This is a genomic window from Streptomyces sp. NBC_01255 (assembly GCF_036226445.1).
GTDB lineage: Bacteria > Actinomycetota > Actinomycetes > Streptomycetales > Streptomycetaceae > Streptomyces.
Window position 1 is genome coordinate 1398318 of the sequence record NZ_CP108474.1, and the last position, 18473, is coordinate 1416790.

The 18473-nt window shown below is 72.5% G+C and carries 16 protein-coding genes and 1 tRNA gene; 12 read left to right on the forward strand and 5 right to left on the reverse strand.

The annotated features are described in order from the left end of the window. The first annotated feature begins 226 nt into the window (after positions 1–226). The 3 genes from OG357_RS05985 to OG357_RS05995 all read left to right on the forward strand — a co-directional run bounded on the left by OG357_RS05985 (position 227) and on the right by OG357_RS05995 (position 3277). Positions 227–1504 (forward strand): DNA cytosine methyltransferase, encoded by a 1278-nt coding sequence (locus OG357_RS05985; protein WP_329620136.1) that lies wholly within the window; start codon positions 227–229, stop codon positions 1502–1504. 62 nt (positions 1505–1566) lie between these two features. Beyond that, entirely contained in the window at positions 1567–2664 is a 1098-nt protein-coding gene (locus OG357_RS05990; RefSeq protein ID WP_329620137.1) for a DnaB-like helicase N-terminal domain-containing protein, read from the forward strand. 199 nt (positions 2665–2863) lie between these two features. Next, positions 2864–3277 carry a TIGR03618 family F420-dependent PPOX class oxidoreductase gene (locus OG357_RS05995; protein WP_329620138.1) on the forward strand — a complete coding sequence of 138 codons (414 nt, stop codon included), beginning with the start codon at positions 2864–2866 and terminating at the stop codon, positions 3275–3277. Between the two features lie 60 nt (positions 3278–3337). Here the strand turns inward: OG357_RS05995 and OG357_RS06000 are convergent, their stop codons facing one another. Next, positions 3338–4219, reverse strand: coding sequence for a DUF5655 domain-containing protein (locus OG357_RS06000; protein WP_329620139.1), 882 nt, complete (start codon positions 4217–4219; stop codon positions 3338–3340). Between the two features lie 400 nt (positions 4220–4619). Between OG357_RS06000 and OG357_RS06005 the strand changes: the two genes are divergently transcribed. Together OG357_RS06005 and OG357_RS06010 are read left to right on the forward strand one after the other, a co-directional pair. Next, positions 4620–4937: a helix-turn-helix transcriptional regulator gene (locus tag OG357_RS06005; protein ID WP_329620140.1), complete on the forward strand. Its 318-nt coding sequence runs from the start codon at positions 4620–4622 to the stop codon at positions 4935–4937. After that, on the forward strand, positions 4937–6154 hold the full coding sequence (locus OG357_RS06010; RefSeq protein WP_329620141.1) for a tyrosine-type recombinase/integrase: 1218 nt from the start codon (positions 4937–4939) through the stop codon (positions 6152–6154). Before OG357_RS06005 ends, OG357_RS06010 begins: the two co-directional genes overlap by 1 nt. Positions 6155–6253: 99 nt before the next feature. Here the strand turns inward: OG357_RS06010 and OG357_RS06015 are convergent. Together OG357_RS06015 and OG357_RS06020 are read right to left on the reverse strand one after the other, a co-directional pair. Further along, positions 6254–6327 (reverse strand) — tRNA-Pro (locus tag OG357_RS06015). Between the two features lie 53 nt (positions 6328–6380). Next, on the reverse strand, positions 6381–9140 hold the full coding sequence (locus OG357_RS06020) for an AAA family ATPase (protein ID WP_329625497.1): 2760 nt from the start codon (positions 9138–9140) through the stop codon (positions 6381–6383). Positions 9141–9302: 162 nt separating this feature from the next. Here OG357_RS06020 and OG357_RS06025 point away from each other — a divergent pair, with 162 nt between their 5' ends. Next, the gene (locus tag OG357_RS06025) at positions 9303–9824 is read left to right on the forward strand and encodes a DUF309 domain-containing protein (RefSeq protein ID WP_329620142.1); all 522 of its coding nucleotides are present in this window, start codon (positions 9303–9305) and stop codon (positions 9822–9824) included. Between the two features lie 6 nt (positions 9825–9830). Here the strand turns inward: OG357_RS06025 and OG357_RS06030 are convergent, their stop codons facing one another. Both OG357_RS06030 and OG357_RS06035 read right to left on the reverse strand, forming a co-directional pair. After that, positions 9831–10232 (reverse strand): DUF488 domain-containing protein, encoded by a 402-nt coding sequence (locus tag OG357_RS06030; RefSeq protein WP_329620143.1) that lies wholly within the window; start codon positions 10230–10232, stop codon positions 9831–9833. A gap of 29 nt (positions 10233–10261) precedes the next feature. Then, positions 10262–10864, reverse strand: coding sequence for a TetR/AcrR family transcriptional regulator (locus OG357_RS06035; protein WP_329620144.1), 603 nt, complete (start codon positions 10862–10864; stop codon positions 10262–10264). Between the two features lie 151 nt (positions 10865–11015). On the opposite strand from OG357_RS06035, the gene OG357_RS06040 reads away from it, so the two are divergent. The 6 genes from OG357_RS06040 (at position 11016) to OG357_RS06065 (ending at position 18270) form a co-directional block, all read left to right on the forward strand. Next, entirely contained in the window at positions 11016–11891 is an 876-nt protein-coding gene (locus OG357_RS06040) for a phosphatase PAP2 family protein (RefSeq protein ID WP_329620145.1), read from the forward strand. Then, positions 11888–12934, forward strand: coding sequence for a DMT family transporter (locus tag OG357_RS06045; protein ID WP_329620146.1), 1047 nt, complete (start codon positions 11888–11890; stop codon positions 12932–12934). The genes OG357_RS06040 and OG357_RS06045 overlap by 4 nt, the downstream gene beginning before the upstream one ends. A 68-nt stretch (positions 12935–13002) precedes the next feature. After that, positions 13003–14016 (forward strand): SPFH domain-containing protein, encoded by a 1014-nt coding sequence (locus OG357_RS06050; RefSeq protein WP_329620147.1) that lies wholly within the window; start codon positions 13003–13005, stop codon positions 14014–14016. Beyond that, positions 14013–14930 carry a hypothetical protein gene (locus OG357_RS06055; RefSeq protein ID WP_329620148.1) on the forward strand — a complete coding sequence of 306 codons (918 nt, stop codon included), beginning with the start codon at positions 14013–14015 and terminating at the stop codon, positions 14928–14930. The genes OG357_RS06050 and OG357_RS06055 overlap by 4 nt, the downstream gene beginning before the upstream one ends. A gap of 186 nt (positions 14931–15116) precedes the next feature. Beyond that, positions 15117–15983 (forward strand): GNAT family N-acetyltransferase, encoded by an 867-nt coding sequence (locus tag OG357_RS06060; protein WP_329620149.1) that lies wholly within the window; start codon positions 15117–15119, stop codon positions 15981–15983. A 586-nt stretch (positions 15984–16569) separates the two neighbouring features. After that, entirely contained in the window at positions 16570–18270 is a 1701-nt protein-coding gene (locus tag OG357_RS06065) for a S8 family serine peptidase (RefSeq protein ID WP_329625498.1), read from the forward strand. Positions 18271–18473: the final 203 nt, after the last annotated feature.

Genomic DNA, 18473 nt, shown 5'->3' on the forward strand with positions numbered 1-18473 from the left:
CCCCCGCGGACCCGCGTCGCCGATGCCCCCGACGATCCAGCACAAGGACATTCCCTATTACCGCCACGCCCCAGTTCCGTGCCATCTCTCTCGGTGCAGAGATTCAGTCCAACACCATGCTTGCCTGCCCCGCCGAGCAACTGGAGCGGGGTGTCGACAACGGCTGCTCCCCCTGGGCCTTTCGCAATGAAGTCAAGCCGGTCCAGGACGACTTCGGGATCACGGCGTGAGGAACCTTGTCCTGGACCTGTTCGCGGGCCCCGGCGGTTGGAGCCACCCGCTGCGCGTCCTCGGTGTCCGGGATATCGGCCTGGAATGGGACGAGTGGGCCTGTCGCACCCGAGCCGCAGCCGGCCTGCTGACGATCCGTACGGACGTCGCCGCCTACCCGGTGTGGCCGTTCGCCGGCCGGACCCACGGGTTCATCGCGTCGCCGCCCTGCCAGGCATACTCCATGGCCGGGAAGCGCCTCGGCCTGCTCGACAAGCCCCTCGTCCATCAGGCCGTCGCCGACCTCGCCGCCGGACGGGACACCCGCGAGAAGCTCCTGGCCGCCTGCCGCGACCAGCGTTCCCTGCTCGCGGCGGAGCCGATGCGCTACCTCCACGCTCTGAACTCGGTCGGGGAGCCGGAGTGGATCGCGATGGAGGAGGTACCCGACGTCCTACCGCTGTGGAAGCAGTACGCGGCGATCCTGCGCTCGTGGGGGTTCTCCGTCTGGTGCGGGATCCTCAATTCAGCGGACTTCGGTGTCCCGCAGACCCGGAAGCGGGCAATCCTGCTCGCCTCCCGCGTCCGCACCGCCGAGCCGCCCACGCCGACGCATGCCCGGCAAGCCGAGCCGGAGTCGTTGTTCGGGCCGGGCCGCAAGCGGTGGGTCTCCATGGCCGAGGCCCTCGGCTGGGGCGCCACCGACCGTCCCGTCCCCACCGTCTGCGCCGGCGGAGGCCCGGGCGGCGGCGCCGAGCCTTTCCCTTCCGGCGCCCGCAAGGCCCTCGCCGACGCCCGAGACCGAGGCGCCTGGGCGCCCCGAGCGGACGGGGTCGTGCTGCGGTCCCGGATGAAGGGATCCGACTGGGCCGCTCGGCAGGGCACGCGCGAGAACCGGTCCGCCGATGCCCCGGTGTCGACGTCTACCGCCGAGGCGCACCGCTGGTCGTGGTCGCTGCGGAGCAACAACCAGGCCAACGCGACGGTCCGTTCGATCGACGAACCTGCCGGGACCCTCTTCTTCGGGCACCGAGCGAACGAATGCACGTGGGTCGCAGCCCCCTCGCCCGGCAAACTGGGTGGCGACGAGTCGACCGCTCCGGAGCCGATCCGGATCACCGCCGCCGAGGCCGGCATCCTCCAGACCTTCCCCGCCGACTACCCCTGGCAGGGAACCAAGGGCCAGCAGTTCTCCCAGATCGGCAACGCGGTCCCACCCCGGCTAGCCGGACACCTGCTCGCCCCTCACCTCGGCGTCGTCTTCAACGCCGAGCAGTTCACCCTGGCCGCCTGATGCAGCACGCCACCGACCCGCACGGCGACGAGGTCTCGTACGACCCGCCCGGTCCTCACCTCGTGTACTACGCCGAGCAGGCCCTCCTCGGTGCCCTCCTGCTCGAACCAGCCCTACTCGCCGACCTTCAGCAACTCGAGGCCGATGCGTTCTCCAACGCATCGCACGGAGAGCTGTTCTCCGCGATGCTTCGCGTGCCGGCCCCTGATCCTGTGCGTCACCAGGCCGGTCCGTTCTGGGTGAACGCGGTCCTGGAGACGGCGCTGCCGGACGCTCCGGGCCTGACCGTCTCCTACCTGCACACACTCATCTCGGCCTGTCCTCATGCCAGGCACGCGCCCGCGTACGCCGCGATGGTCCAAGCCGAGCACGCCCGCCGAACCATCCACCTGCATTCCGAGCACCTCGCGCGGGCCTCAGCCAACACGGCCCTGCCGGACCGGGCAACGGCCGTCCTCGCACGGGCGGACACGCTCGAACGGCACCTGGCCGAGCTCTCCGGGCGTTTCCCCTCCCATCCCGGTTCTCTGCCCCGCACCACCGTGCCGCCGGCACCGACGGGTGACACGGAGGAGGAAGTCCTGGATGAGGAACGGATGCTGCTCGCGAGCGCCGCAGTGTGGCCGTCGGCCATCAACGAGATGCGCTGGCTGACCGCCGACGACTTCACTCTGTCGGCTCATGGCGCGCTCTGGCAGGTCTTGAACTCCCTGTCCCACCGCGGGGATCCGGTCGATCCGATCACCGTGCTGTGGGAAGCACAACACCGCGGGATCCTTGCCTCAGGGCTCGCGCCGGATGAGGTGATCGCGCTCATGTCCGCGCCGGCGGCCTCCCCAGAGCACTGGGGTAGGAGGGTCATCGAGCGGGCCCTGCTCGCGCGGGCCGCTGAGGTCGCCCACCGAATCGGCGCCTACACCGACGACCCAGCGACCACCGTCCACCAACTGATCACCGGCAGCCGCCGCGCGCTCGCCGACCTGACCGCGATACGGACCCGCTGGCACCGGGCCATCGCCCCGCTGGCCGCCCCGGCACCTGAGGCCAGAGCTGGGGTGTCCACCCGGGCCGGACCGCACCGCCCGAGCACAACCGCCGCTGCCGTCCGCCCCCTGTCTCCGCCAGCCGGACGTCCGCAGACAGGAGCGCACCATCGCTGACTCTGCGGAGATGGAGACACTTCCAGAGGGACTGTGGCAGACCTAGGCCAAAGGGCTTGGTCATCTCGAGCGACCAAGTACTTCAAACGAACGGTCAGTGTCCTCGCGTACCGTCGAAGGGCAGGCACCGACCACCTCCCGCATCGGGACGTGAAACGCAGGCTGCGTAGTCGCACCGTACGCACTGAGGAGACCCACATTGAACGTCGACACCCCGCCCGCCGCTGACGGCGGTGACGCCTTCTGGCAGGAACGCCGGGTGTGTTTCCTCACCACCCACCGGCCTGACGGCACCCCGCACCTCGTGCCCGTCGGCGTCACGTACGACCCCGAAACCCGGATCGCCCGAGTCATCAGCGACGGCGCCAGCAGGAAAGTGCGCAACATTCGCGCCGCCGGCCCTGCGGCCCGAGCTGCCGTAGCCCAAGCCGACGGACGGCGCTGGTGCACCTTGGAAGGCACGGCAGTCATCAAGGACGATCCCGAATCGGTCGCGGAGGCCGAGCGCCGCTACACCGAACGCTACAAGCCTCCGCGGGTCAACCCGAACCGCGTGGTCATCGAGATCACCGTCACCCGCGCCATGGGCACTGCCAAACCCGCTGGTTGGTGACGAACGTGGTGGTCCGGGTCAAGAGGCCGAGCCGCTTATGGTCAGGCGACCGATGCCTTTTCATGCTGCCGCGTAGCTCGCGCGGAACAGGTCCTGCGCTCGCTCAAGGTCTCGCTCGGAACGCAGCTGCACCTCCAGGTCGCCCGTGCCATGGTGCCCGAGTCCCCTCACATCCCGTGTGAGGCCGGGGATGATGTCGACCGTGCTCGGGTCGACCTTGAGGTAGACGAGGAGCTTGGTCTTCTGTGGCGGGCAGACGCAAGCGAAGTTCCGCAGGCGCTGGTAGGCGCGGTACTGCTTGCGCTGGACTCGGGTGATGCCGTCGCCGAGGCCAAGCAGCATCTCGTCGACTTCTGCTGCCAGCGCACCGAGCTGACCGTTGCGGGGCGGCTGCGCGTCAGCACCCCGACGCACACGATTCGATGCGGACGTTCGAGCCGAAACGGAGGCCACGGTCTCCAGACCGATGAGGCTCTTGCCGAAGAAGCGATATCGAACCAGGTCGATGCTGCGCCGGTGCTCACGCACCGCGTGCACGTCGTAGCGCGTGAAGTCGCCGGCCACGCACACCAGTCTGGGCGTGCTCCAGAGGACCTGCGCGGCGGCCGAGGCCCCGAGGCGGTCGCGGACCAATCGCCTGAACTCCTCTTTGTGGTCCACGAGCCACGCCAGGTAGAAGAGCCCCTGGTTGATCACACCGGGGTCAGTCCCCCGCTTGTACTCCACGATCACCGGAGAGCCGTTTTCGTCGAGCCCGACCGAGTCGATCCGGCCGCCATGGACCGGCCCAGTGCTGTACTCGCTCGCCAGGAAGCGAACGCCCAGCATCGTCTCCATGTGCGTCTCAACGAGGTGCTGCACATCCGACTCGACCTCGGCGAGACGCGGCACGACCTCGGTCATGCCGCTATTCGTCGCGCGAAACAGTTTCAGGTCCGACACCTCCCCCTTCTCGGCTAGGAGATCACTAACGCCGAAAGAAGGCTGAATTGTTTCCGCGAGAGACCTCGATGCTGTGAAGAAGGCGTGAGGATATGTCGCCGCAGGTCAGGCCCTCCACGGTGGGCACGCCGTCATGCCGATGGTGAGGCGGGGCGCGACACTCGCGCTACGGCCGGTCATATATAGCGGCAAAGCCCCGGTTAGGGAAACCGGTGCTTCCAAGGACGATTGATTGCCCTCGCCCATCCACGGAGCACCTTCGGATGACCTCGGGAAGAAGTTCGAACCGACGGGCTCACCCCCGCCCCACGGTTCGTTCTCCCTTCGCGAACTGTGCCGTTCGTCTCTGGACTCTCGCACGAATCCGTTTAGTGTTCCGTCCCCCGGAGACCATTCGCCCTTGCCCCACGAGCCCACATCCCCCATGGACTTCGCCGCACCGAACGCCGACATGGAGGCCGCCGCGCACCCCACGCTCCAGTACCAAGGTGACCCGGCCAACAGTCGTCCACCTCTCCTCGCCAGCGCCTGGTACTCGACCAAGGACCTCGCCATCCGCCTCCGCATCGACGCCTCGACCCTGCGGCGATGGCGAACCGCCCAGCCGCCCCAGGGCCCCCCGTTCGTCTCCATTTCGGAACGCGTCGTCATGTACAGCGCGGCTGACATCGAGGAATGGCTGCACAGCCGCCGCATAGCCCCCAGCAAGGCGGCTTGATGGCCCATATAGAGACCGTTCCTGTCGGCGTACGCCTCTCCACGGACGTCGAATACAGGCCCAATAGAGCCAACCCGTACCGTGCCCGCGTCCGCTGGTTCGACCCCACGACCAAGCGCCGGAAGTCCGTGTCCGAGGGAAAGGACAGCGAAGAAGAAGCACAGGCGTGGATCCAGACCATCATCGAGGCAGCGGAGGCCGGCCTCTCCCCCTCGATGGCTACCATGAAGCTCGCCGACTACGGCGAAACGAACATGGAACTCGCCCTACGCGGTCTGGAATTGAAGACGCGCGACCCCTATCTCTCAGGATGGCGAGTACGCGTAGTGCCGGCCCTCGGGCACCTGCCGGTCCGGATGATCACCAACGGTGCCATCGACCGCACCGTGCAGAACTGGATCGCCGACGAGCACGGTCGCTCGACCGTCAAGAACACCATCGCCGTCCTGGTCCGCGTCATGGAGCAGGCGGTCCGGGACGGCATCATCAAGGTCAACCCGGCCCGCGTGACGGGCTGGCAGAAGCTCTACAAGCAGGCCGAGGACGAGCTCCTCGACCCGCGAGCTCTGGCACTGCCCGGCTGGGAGGCGCTCGTCGAGCTGGCCGAAGCGCTCGTGGCCGCCTCCCACGGCGAGTACCGGGGCTGGGGCGAGGTCGTCCTCTTCGCCGCATGTACGGCCGCGCGTATCGGTGAGGTCTCTGGCTGCCGGGTCGGGGACATCGACACGACCAACTGGATCTGGACCGTCCGGCGCCAGACCACCCCCGCTCCCGGCGGCCTCGTCGACAAGGGGACGAAGGGTAAGCGGGCCCGCCAGGTCCCCATCATCGAGGAGATCCGCCCCCTCGTCGCGCAGCGCATCCTGGCCGCCGGCCCCGATCCCGACGCGCGCATGTTCACCGGACCCCGGGGCGGCCGCATCTCCACCGCGGTCCTGCGCGACGCGACCCACTGGGACGACGTCGTCCTGAAGCTCGGCTACGAGCACCTTCGCCGCCACGACCTCCGGCACACGGGACTCACCTGGTTCGCCGACGCCGGGGTCCAGGTGCACGTCCTCCGCAAGATCGCCGGCCATGGCTCGCTGACCACCACCCAGCGATACCTGCACCCCGACGTGCACAAGATCACCGCAGCCGGCGCCGCACTCTCGGCACACCTCAGCGTGCTCCGCGCGCCCCGGTCCCTGGCAAGCCCGATTGTGGTCGCCCGCTGACGCGGTCAAGGCGAGTTGGTCCCCAAGTGGTCCCCAAAAACGAGTCAGGGGCCGTTTCAGATTTCTCTGAAACGGCCCCTGACCTGCGACTTCGAAAAGTCGGGACGACAGGATTTGAACCTGCGACCCCTTGACCCCCAGTCAAGTGCGCTACCAAGCTGCGCCACGTCCCGATGCGCGTCTCCCGCGGGTTATCCCCGCGTCGGCGTGCAGGAGAAACACTACCTCACTCCGGGGGGTGGGCTGACGCACGGGCTGTCACCGCTGCCGCGGCGAGGGCGTCTGCGCCGCAGGTGGCGGCCAGGGTGGCCGCTCGGGCGAGGGCGGCGGGGGAGCCGGTGGCGTGGCCGAGGTCGAGGTGGGCACGGGCCTCCTCGTAGCGGGACGGGGAGGCCGCGAGGTGGGCGACGGCCCGGGTGAGGAGGTCGCGGGCCTCCGGCGGGTCCGCGAAGAGGGCGGCGCAGCGCAGGGCCTCGCCCAGGGCCGTGGGGGTACCGAGGCGTTCGGCGTGGGTCAGGGCGTCGGCGGCGATGCGCGCCGCGCGGTCCGGGTCCTGGTGGGCGAGGGCCCGGGCGAGGTCGAAGGGCCAGGGGGCCCAGACGACGTGGTGCCGGCCGCGGGTGGTCAGCGCCTCGGCGGCCTCTTCGAGGGTGCGTACGGCCTCCTCGGCGCGGCCTTCGGCGAGCAGCAGCCGGCCGAGGACGCTGGGGCCGTCGGGCAGCACGATCGCGCCCGGCCAGGGCGGGCCGAAGGCGTAGCGGTCGGCGATGCTCCGTGCCTCGGCGGTACGGCCGCGGGCGAGGAGGGTGTCGACGAGGAGGCAGGCGGTGTCCCAGTGGACGGGAAGCCCGTCGCCGACCCGGTCGGCCAGGCGCAGCCCCTCCTCCAGGTGGTGCTGGGCGCGCGGCAGGTCGCCGCGGCGCCGGTGCACCAGGCCGAGGAGGGTGCGGGCGAAGGCGAGGTGGGCGCCGCTCCAGCCGGAGATCTCGAAGGCCCGGACCGCCTCGGTGAACAGGGCCTCGGCCCGGTCGGGCCGGTCGGCGAACACGTACGCGATGCCGGTGAGGGCCGGGATCTCGAAGCCCCAGGTGGGGTTCGTCCAGCCGAGGCCGCGGGCGGGCAGGCCGTCGACGAGGGCGCGGTCGCAGAGGCGTACGACCTCGGCGGCGGGTTCGCCGCGGAGCATCGCGTCGAAGGCCCGGACGGCGAGGAGGGCGCGTTCGGAGTCGTCGGCGCCGGTGTAGTCCGCGGTCAGCGCGGCCAGGCGGCGGGAGCGGTCGGGGCCGTCCTCCTCGGTCGCCTGGAAGCCCTCGTACATGAAGTGGGCTGCCTGGAGGCGGCGTCGGCCGGTGCCCGGCGGGGTGCGGGCCGCCTCGGCGGCGACGGCCCGCGCGGCCTCGTGAAGCTGGTTGTTGTGGGCGAGGGCCTGCGCGAGCCGGTAGGTCGCGTCGGTGCGCAGGGCGTCGTCGAGGCCGGGCAGGTCGAGCGCGGAGCGCAGGTGGAGGACGGTGGCGGCGGGTGCCGTGAGCAGGGACGCGCAGCCGAGTTCGTACAGGACTCTGGCGTACGTGGCGGGGCCGGGCGGCTCCGCGAGGGCCCGTTCCAGGCAGCGGCGGGCCGCGTCGGGGGCTCCGACGACCAGGTGCTCGACGGCGGCGGCCCGTAGCCGGCGGACGACGTCCTCGTCGTCGTCCGGGTGGACTTCGAGGAGGTGGCGGGAGGCGGCCGCCGGTCCGTGGCCTGCTTCGGTGAGGGCCCAGGCGGCACGCCCGTGCAGGGCGGTACGGACGGCCGACGGCACCGAGCCGTAGACGGCGGTTCCGATGAGCGGGTGCGCGAACTCCAGCGGCGGGCCGGCGGGCGGGTTCCGTGGCGGCGGGGCCGTGACGATCCTGGCCCGGCGGAGCCGTTCCGTGTGGTCGGCGAGCTCCTGCGCGTCCATGCCCGTGAGCTGCGCGAGGAGGTCCGGGGTGCTGTCCGCGCCGAGGACGGCGACCGCCCAGGCGAGGCGGGTCGGGCCGCTGCCGAGCGCTTCGAGGCGGGTGACGAGACCGCCGCCGCGGGCGCCCGCGGCGAGGCCCCGGAGGAGGCCCGCCGTGCTCGCGACGGGTTCGAGCGTCCGGTCCCTGACCTTGGCGAGGAGTTCGACCGTCTCGTACGGGTTACCGGCGGTCACCGTCCAGAGCTCCCGGCAGAACTGCTCGTCCGCGTGGGCGCCGAGCGCCTCGCGGGCGAGCTCGTCGGTGGCCTCGCGGGTGAGGGCGTGCAGCCCGAGCGTCAGGAGGGCGCGGTCCGCCAGTCCGGCGAGCGGATGCGTGTCGCCGTCCCCTTCGCTCCCTTCACCCCCTTCGCCTCGGTCGCCCCCGTCGCTCGGCAGCGTGCGGTGGGCGAGGACGACGAGGACCGGCAGCCGGCGGTCCTGTCGCGTGCGCGTGAAGGCGTCGAGCCAGGTCAGGGTCTCCGTGTCGGCCCAGTGGGCGTCGTCCACGAGCAGCACCGGGGGCCGGTCGCGCAGCCCGTCCGCGAGGCGGTCGAGGAGCCGGACCAGGCCGTCCTGTACGCCCTGCGGGTCGGCGGGCGCGGCCGACGGCGGGGGCGGCGGGGCGAGACCGAGGGCGGGGGCGACGAGGGCGAAGTGGTCGCCGAAGAGGTGGTGGACGCCGTCGGGGCCGTAGCCGTCCAGGGCGGGCTGGAGGAGCTGGCGGGTGAGGTGGAAGGGGACCGGGGTGAGGGTCTCGCCGCCACGGGCGGTCAGGACCGTGCACCGGTCCCGGGCCATGCGGTGGATCTCGGCGAGGAGGGTCGTCTTGCCGACGCCCGGGTCGCCCCGGAGGACGAGGACGCCGCCCTGGGCGGGTCCGCCGGCCGCGGCCCCGGCGACGAGCGCGTCGACGGCGTGGAAGGCCGCGGCGAGCTCCGGTCCGCGTTCGAGCAGGACGCCCCGCCCGGGGCGGGCGGCCGCGGCCAGGGTCGTGAACGACCCCACGGGCAGCGGCTGTTCGGGTTCCGACGGCACCGGTGACTCACTCCCCCACAAGAGCTACGGGCACGACGCGACCCGCCCGGCCCGTGCGACCCGCACGGACCCGGGAAACGTCGGACCGACGAGCCTACCGCCCCTGATCGTTCCGGGGGCGACAATGGACGGGTGAACGGGACGACGAGGGATCGCGACGAGGAGGGCCGGGCGCGGAGCGCACGCCCCCGTGACGGGCTCGGCCGCCCCTTGCCCTACGGGGTGGAGGGAGTGCCCCGGCAGCCCGAGGGCGTCGTGCGCACCCCCGCCGAGACCTTGCGCGAGGCGCAGCGGCTCCTGGACGCCGGGATGCCCTTCCACGCCCACGAGGTCTTCGAGGACGCCTGGAAGTCGGGCCCCGAGGCGGAACGCGACCTGTGGCAGGGGCTCGCGCAGCTCGCGGTCGGCCTCACGCACGCGGCGCGCGGGAACCGGGAGGGCGGGGCGCGGCTGCTGCGCAGGGGCGCCGACCGGCTCGTCTCACTGGGGAGGTCGCACGGCGGTCCGCATTGCAGTGCGGACGACAGTCCGTACGGGATCGATGTCGGCGGACTCGTGGCGTGGGCGCGGGAGTTGGCCGACCGTTCCGAGGCGGCCCGCACGGAGGTCGACGCGGCGGCGGAGGCGCCGCTGTTGCGCGGCCCGGGCGCGTGAGTCCCGCTACTCCCCTGCCTGCGGGGCGAGTTCGCGTTCCAGTACGGACGTGTGGCTGACCGACGGGTCCTTGGCGGCGGTGAGCAGCGTGACGGTGTCCCGTGCGGCCAGCTCCCGGAGCCGGTCGAGGGCCGCGGCGGCCTCGGGGGCGGCGAGCTCGGCCTCGTACCGCCGGCAGAACTCCGCGTACTCCCCCTCGGGGCCGTGGTACCAGCGGCGCAGTTCGGTGGAGGGTGTCAGGGCCTTGGGCCACTCGTCGATGCGGGCGTCCGTCCTGGCGAGCCCGCGGGGCCAGAGCCGGTCGACGAGGACGCGTACGCCGTCGTCGGACGACGGGGTCTCGTAGATCCGGCGGACGCGGACGCGGGCGTGGGGGTGGGGGTGGGCGTGGGGGTCGCTCGGCGGCATGTCTCCAGGGTGCCGGACGGGCCGGGTGGTCACCTCTCGGCGCGCAGCGCCGGAAGGAGGACGCCGTCCACGAAGCCGCGCATGGTCGAGGTCTCGGCGAACCGCTCCTCGAAGATCCGCTCGATGCGGAGCATGCCCATGAAGCAGGGGGCGACGAAGGCGATCGCGGGGTTGTCGGCGGCGATCTCGCCCCGCTCGACCGCGCGCGCCACCACGGCGTCGATGGCCGCGACCTCGGGGGCGATGACGGTCTCGCGGAGCGCGGCGCGCAGGTCGGGGTGCTGGATGAAGGCCTGGGCCACGGCCTCCATGAGCTCGGCGTCGCGTTCGCGGTGGGAGGCGGCGATCCGGGCGGCCTCGCGCAGGTCTCCGGCGAGGGAGCCGGTGTCGATGCCGGTGAAGACGGTGCAGCGGCGCCGGGCGAGGGCGGCGGTGACGAGCTGCGGCTTCGTGCCCCACTGGCGGTAGAGGGTGGCCTTGCCGCACTTGGTGCGGGCCGCGACTCCCTCCATGGTCACCGAGTCGTAGCCGCCTTCTCTGAGGAGGCAGATCACCGCGTCGTACAGCTCCGTCTCACGCTCCGGCGTGATCTTGCTGCGACGGGCTGCGGCGGTCGCGGCCTGTGTGGACATCGAATCCTCCCGGACACCTCTGCCTCTGCACATACGAGAGTAGGGGGTGCACAATCGAGACGCAAACGTATCGAGACGCTTGCGTCTCGATGAAAACGGATCTAGGCTCACTCCGTTTGTTACCGGTTTGACGGATTAGAGGGGCCGCGCGATGGCTGCCGGGATACGCGGGACACGAGGACGACGTCCTCCAGGACCGGGGACGACGGCCACCCCCGGCCCCGGCGAGCCCGAAGGCCGCGAGGATCACGAAGGCCCCGAAGCCCGCGAGACGGCCGCGCGACCACCGCTCCTGCGCGAGTTCCTGCTCGTCACCGCGCTCTTCCTCGTCTACAAGCTCGGCCGGCTCGTCGCCAACGGCCACGAGACGCGCGCCTTCCGCAACGCCGACCTCGTCTGGGACGCCGAGCGCGCGCTCCACCTCCCCGGCGAGGGAACGATCCAGCAGCTGCTGATGCACGGCGAACCACTGATCCGGGCCGCCAACACCTACTACGCGGCCGTGCACTTCCCGGCCACCCTCGCCTTCCTCGGCTGGCTGTACTGGCGCCGCCCCGCCCACTACGTGTGGTCGCGCCGCGTCCTCGCGCTCCTCACCGGCGCCGCGCTCGCCCTGCATCTGCTGATGCCGCTAGCCCCGCCGCGCATGCTCGCCGCCACCGGCCTCGTCGACACGGCGCGGGTCTACGGCCCCTCCGTGTACGGGGCCACCCCCGAGGCGGACTCGATGGCGAACCAGTTCGCCGCCATGCCGTCGCTGCACTTCGGCTGGGCCCTGATGGTCGCGATCGGCCTGATCGCCGCCACCCGCTCCCGCTGGCGCGTGCTGTGGCTGCTGCACCCGCTGATCACCCTGCTCGTCGTCGTCGGCACCGCCAACCACTACTGGTTCGACGCCCTGGCCGCCGCCGCACTCCTCGGCCTCGCTCTGCTCGCCTTCCGGGCCCCGGACCGCCGCGGTACGCCGCCGCCGACCGTGCCGGGCCAGCGCCGTACGAGTGCCCTCCCGGCCGGGGCCCTGCGATGAGCCCCGTCGCCGGCACCGTCCTCGCGGTGCTCCTCTCGCTCGTCTCCGCCGCCGGGTACGCGCTCGCCGCCGTCGCGCAGTCACGGCTCGCCGCTTCCTCGGCCACCCCCGCCGGGCGCGGGGCGCTCCGCGCGCTCCTCGCCCGCGGGCAGTGGTGGTGGGCGGTCGGCCTGAACGCCGCCGGGGCCCTCGCCCATGTGGCCGCCCTGCACTACGGGCCGCTGACCCTCGTTCAGCCGCTCGGCGCCCTGACGCTCGTGGCGGCGCTGCCGCTGGGCGCGTACTGCGCGCGCCGACGCGTGACCCGGACCGAGTGGCGCGGAGCGCTGCTGACCCTGGGCGGGCTCGTCGGCCTGGTCGCGATGACCGGACCGGCGGAGCCGGGCGAGGCGCTCAGCCTGCGCGAGGCCCTGATCGTCGCCGCGGCGACGGCTCTCCTCATCGCCGCACTGGCCTCGGGCCGCGTGTCGCGGAGGCGCGCCGGCACGGGAGGCAAGGGCGGCCGCGGGCTCGGGCACGCGACCGCCTCCGGCCTCGCGTCCGGCGTCGGCTCCGCCCTGACGCAGACCCTGACGGCGGCTCTCGCGCTCGAACTGCCCGGCAGGGAACCCGTCTGGTGGCAGACGGCGCTGCTCGCGGTCCTCATCTCGGGCTTCGCCGTGGGCGGGCTCCTGCTCTCGCAGGCGGCCTACCGGGGCGGGCTCGCGGCGCCGCTGGCCGTCGTCAACCTCTCCAATCCAGCGGCCGCCGCGATCATCGGAGTGGCCCTGCTCGGCGAGACCTTCCGGGCGGGCGCGTGGGGGTGGCCGGTCGCGGCCGCGGCGTCGCTGGTCGCGGCGCGGGGCGTGGTGCTCCTGACGAAGGGCGGCCCGCAGTCCCCCGAGTCGCCCTCGACCTCCTCGGCCTCCTCCACCTCCACCGTCGTGGCGGGGTCCCGGCCGGTGCCGCCACCCCGGGTCACCGACCTCCCCGCACCCCTCCCCCTCCCCCTTCCCCTCTCCGTTCCGGAGGTGGAGCCGGCTTCCGCGTCGCTGTCCGGGTGATCACTTTCGTCATATTGACGAAAACAAGCGGGACCCCCTATCGTCAACATGACGACAAGGGGGTTTCCATGGCTGACATCACCCGGCGGTCCGGCTGGCGCCATCTGCGCTCCGCGCCCACCGCCCACATCCGCCACCAGCGCCGCGGACAGCTCGTCCACGACGGCGAAGGACTGAGTTTCTGGTTCCGGCCACGCACCGCCGCCCTCTCCGAAGTTCCCGTGAACGACCGGGAGCTGGCGATGGCCTTCCACGCCCGCACGGCCGACTTCCAGGACGTGAGCGTGCAGTCCACCGTCACGTACCGGATCGGCGACCCGGGCGCGGCGGCCACCCGCCTCGACTTCTCGATCGACCCGGACACCGGCGCCTGGCGCGGTACTCCGCTGGAGCAGATCGCGACCCTCCTCACCGAGACCGCCCAGCAGCACGCCCTCGACGTCCTCGCCCGTACGACGCTGGCGGCGGCGCTCGTCGACGGGGTGGCGGCCGTACGCGACCGGATCGCGGCCGGCCTCGCGGACGAGCCTCGCCTGCCGGACACGGGCATCGAACTGGTCGCCGTCCGGGTGGTCGCGATCCGGCCCGAACCGGAGGTCGAACGCGCCCTGCGCACCCCCGCCCGCGAGCAGATCCAGCAGGAGGCGGACCGCGCCACGTACGAGCGCCGGGCCGTGGCGGTCGAGCGCGAGCGCGCCATCGCCGAGAACGAGCTCGCCAGCAAGATCGAGCTGGCCCGCCAGGAGGAGCGGCTCGTCGAGCAGCGCGGCACCAACGCGCGCCGCGAGGCCGAGGAGAGCGCGGCCGCCGACGCGGTACGCGCCGAGGCCGAGGCCGTACGGAAGGTCCGGCTCGCCCGGGCCGAGGCCGAGGCGGCGCAGCTGGTCGGCGAGGCGCGGGCGGGTGCGCAGTCGGCCTGGCTGCGGGCGCACGCGGAGGCGGAGCCGGTGACGCTGCACGCCCTGGCGGTGCACCGGGCCGCGGAGAACCTGCCCCGCATCGAGCACCTCACGCTCTCCCCGGACGTGCTGACCGGGCTCCTCGCGAAGCTGGGCGGCGGCGAGGGCGGGGCCCGGTCGTGAGCCTCGCGCCGCGCGCGGTCCTCGTGCACCGGACGACGGAGTACGAGGAGCTGCTCGCCCGGCACGGTACGCACGGCCAGGCCGCGTTCTTCCTCTCCGCGCGCGGCCGCTCGGTCGAGGCCGTACGGGAGCGGCACGAGCGCGCCCACCGGGCGCTCGCCGACGTGGCGGGCGCGGTCCCGCTGTCGTGGCGGCAGACCCGGGTGGAACGCGCCGACCTGGACCGGTTCCTCTTCGGCCCCGAGGACGTCGTCGTCGTGGTCGGCCAGGACGGTCTCGTCGCCAACGCGGCGAAGTACCTGACCGGTCAGCCGGTCGTCGGGATCGACGCGGACCCCGGCCGCAACGCGGGCGTCCTGGTCCGGCACCGCGCGGCGCACGCGCGGCGGCTGCTTCCGTACGCGGCGGGGGCCGGGGCGACGGCCGACGAGCTGACGATGGTGGAGGCGGTGACCGACGACGCGCAGCGGCTCCTCGCGCTGAACGAGATCTACGTCGGTCCGCCCGGCCACCAGACCGCGCGCTACACGCTGGGGCTCGACGGTGCTCGTGTCGCACCGGAGCCGGATCCGGAGCCCGAGCCGCAGGCCTCGTCGGGCGTCCTCGTCGGCACCGGCACCGGGGCCACGGGCTGGTTGCGCTCCCTGTGGGAGCAGCGCTCCAGCGCGCTCACCCTGCCCGCGCCGGCCGACGACCGGCTCGCCTGGTTCGTCCGCGAGGCCTGGCCGTCGCCGACGACCGGCACCAGCCGCGTCGAGGGCCTCCTCGACGCGGGCCAGAGCCTGCGCCTCACCGTCGAATCGGACCGCCTGGTGGCCTTCGGCGACGGCGTCGAGTCGGACGCTCTGCACCTGACCTGGGGCCAGACAATCCGCCTCACCACGGCACAAACCCGCCTCCGGCTGGTGGGTTGACGGGCCTCTCACCGCGACGCGGCCCCGCCGCCGAGCGCCCCGCAGGGACGCGCGGCCGGAATCGATCGGCGTGTGCCGGAGGAGCCGTACGGCGGCACTATGCTCGGCGCGCTCCGCCCCGTCCCCCGACGCCCGACGTCCACCCGTTCCGCCGCCCGCCCGGCTCCGGCTGTAGAAGGAACCCTCATGGCCCCCGCCTCCTCCGGTTCGCTGTCCGTCGCCCCCGCCACGCCCGAGGACTGGGCGCTCGTGTGTTCCTGGGCCGCCGACGAGGGGTGGAATCCCGGGCGCTCCGACGTGCCCGCCTTCTTCGCGCAGGATCCGGACGGCTTCTTCCTCGGCCGCGTCGACGGGGAGCCGGTATCCGCCATCTCGGTCGTCAACTACAGCGACGCGTACGCCTTCCTCGGCTTCTACCTCGTCCGCCCCGGGCTCCGAGGGCTCGGCCACGGCCTGGCCACCTGGCGGGCCGCGCTCGCCCACGCCGGTGACCGGACCGTCGGGCTCGACGGGGTGCCGGCCCAGCAGGACAACTACCGGCGCTCCGGCTTCAGCCCGGCGTACCGCACGGCGCGCTTCGTGGGCGAGGTCCCGGCGCCCGACCGCCCTGTGGCCGGAGTGGTGCCGGGCGAGCTGCTCGACCCTGCCGCCATCGCCGCGTACGACAGCGCCTGTCACCATGCCGACCGGCCGCGTTTCCTCGCCCGATGGCTCACCACGCCCGGCCATCGCGTCCTGGTCCGGGTCGTCGACGGCCGACCGGCCGGGTACGGGGTCGTCCGCCCCGCACAGGACGAGGCGCGCGTCGGGCCGCTGTTCGCCGACACCCCGGCGGACGCGGCGGCCCTGCTCGACGCGCTCGCCGCCGAGGCGCGGGACTTCGGCGCGGTGCGGATCGCCGTCGACATGCCCGAGGCGAACCCGGCGGCAGCACGTCTGGCGCTGGAGCGGGGTCTTGAGCCGACGTTCGAGACGGCCCGCATGTACACGGGTCCGGTCCGGCCCGTGGCGCGGGAGCGGGTCTTCGGCGTCACGACGCTCGAACTCGGCTGAGGACGCCCCCGGATTCGCGCCGAGCGCCTCCGTACCACCCCGCCCCACCTGCCGAAACACCGCCCCGCCGCGCCTCTTGCCCGGCCGATTTCCGGGCTGGTCTCCGACCGAAAGCCCGTCGGCTCTTCGCCCTTCCCCCGCCGTCCCCCGTCACACCTCTCCCGGACCCCCGCCGCCCGGTGAGGGGTGACAAGGGTTTTCCCCGTATCGGGTTCACTCCCCCGTTCCCTACTGTCCTCCGCACCGGCAGATATCATCCCCCGAGCTGCACCTGACAGGTGCATGCGGAGGGTGGTGTCCGCCGGGGACGGCCTTGACCCGGGCCGTCGCGCCGGTGGCGGCGCACGGGCTTCCCCAAGCCCAGGGACCGACGGACAGCGACCCCACTTCGCCCCGTGAGTCCCGCGCCGCCGCCACTGCTCCGCAGTTACGTCGTACTCGAAAGGGCCACACCTTGAACGGTTCCAGGCGGAGAGTCATATCCGTGGTCGCGAGCGCCGCGATCCTCGGCGCCGCTGCCACCACCGGGGCGTTCGCCGCCGCCCCGGGCGCTGCCACCCCGAAGCCGGCTCCGGCTTCGCAGACGATGCGGGCGCTGCCGAGCGCCCCGGTCGAGAAGGTCATCGTCACCTACAAGAACCAGGCCGCCGAGGCCGGTTCCAACACCGCCGCGAAGAGCGACACGGCCGAGAAGGCCGCGAAGACGGGCGAGACGCTCTCCTTCGAGCGCCGCCTCGCCGGCGGTGGCGCCCTGGTCGACCTGGGCGACAGCGCCACCAAGCAGGACGTGACGGAGGTCATGGACGCGTTCCGCGCCGACCCGTCCGTCGCCTCGGTCGAGCCCGACATCCGCGCCTACGCGATGGCGGCCGCGCCGAACGACACCGACTACGCCAAGCAGTGGGACCTCTTCGAGGCCACCGGCGGCATGAACGTTCCTGCGGCCTGGGACAAGACGACGGGCTCCGGCGTCACCGTCGCCGTCATCGACACCGGCTACGCCGCCCACTCGGACCTGGCGACCAACGTCGTCTCCGGTTACGACTTCATCTCCACGTCCGCCGACGCCCGCGACGGCAACGGCCGTGACGCGGACCCGAAGGACGAGGGCGACTGGAACGCCACCGACGGCGAGTGCGGCACCGGCTCCCGGGCCTCCAACTCCTCCTGGCACGGCACCCACGTGGCCGGCACCATCGGCGCCGTCACGAACAACACCAAGGGCATCGCGGGCATCGCGTACAACGCGAAGATCCAGCCCGTGCGGGTGCTCGGCAAGTGCGGCGGCTCGTCCGCCGACATCGCCGACGCCATCACGTGGGCCTCCGGCGGCACCGTGCCGGGCGTCCCCGCCAACGCGAACCCGTCCAAGGTCATCAACCTGAGCCTGGGCGGCGCCAGCTCCACCTGCCCGAGCGTCTACCAGACCGCCATCAACGGCGCCGTCTCGCGCGGTACCACCGTCGTCGTCGCCGCGGGCAACAGCAACGCCAACGCCTCCGGGTTCACTCCGGCGAACTGCGCCAACGTCATCAACGTGGCGTCGACCAGCCGCGAGGGCAACCGGTCGTACTACTCCAACTTCGGCACGATCGTCGACGTGGCCGCCCCCGGTGGCGAGACCCGCCGCTCCACCGACACGCCCGGCACCGTCACGACCCCCGAGAACGGCATCTACTCCACGCTGAACTCGGGCACGACGACCCAGTCGGCCGAGAACTACAAGCCCTACCAGGGCACCTCGATGGCCGCGCCGCACATCGCCGGCCTCGCCGCTCTGCTCAAGTCGGCCAAGAGCACCCTCACTCCGGCCGAGATCGAGTCCGCGATCAAGACCAACGCCCGCCCGCTGCCCGGCACCTGCACCGGCGGCTGCGGCACCGGCATCGCGGACTCGGCGAAGACCGTGGACGCCGTCACCGGCACCACCACCCCGCCGACCGGCACCGTCTTCACCAACGCGAACGACGTGACGATCTCCGACAACACCACCGTGTCGTCCTCGATCGCCGTCACCGGCCGCACCGGCAACGCCCCCGCCGCCCTCAAGGTCGGCGTGGACATCAAGCACACCTGGCGCGGGGACCTGGCCATCGACCTGGTCGCCCCCGACGGCACCGTGCGCAGCCTGAAGGCGTCCTCCTCCTCGGACAGCGCCGACAACGTCCTCGCGACGTACACGGTCGACGCGTCCAGCGAGGTCGCGAACGGTACCTGGAAGCTCCAGGTCCGCGATGTGGCCTCGGGTGACACCGGCTACATCGACTCCTGGAACCTCACCTTCTGATCCACCGCTGAATCCCTTCTGAACCACCCCCCACATCAGCATCCTTGCTGGTCAGCGACGCGCTCGTGGTCTATACCACGGGCGCGTTCTGGCGTGCCGGGACGGAACCGGCCGGGGGTGTCCCGTCCGTATGCCGGACAAGGGGCCTGGACTCCACGGGTGGGCTCCGTATTCTCTGCCCACGGGGCTCATGGGCCGGGGCC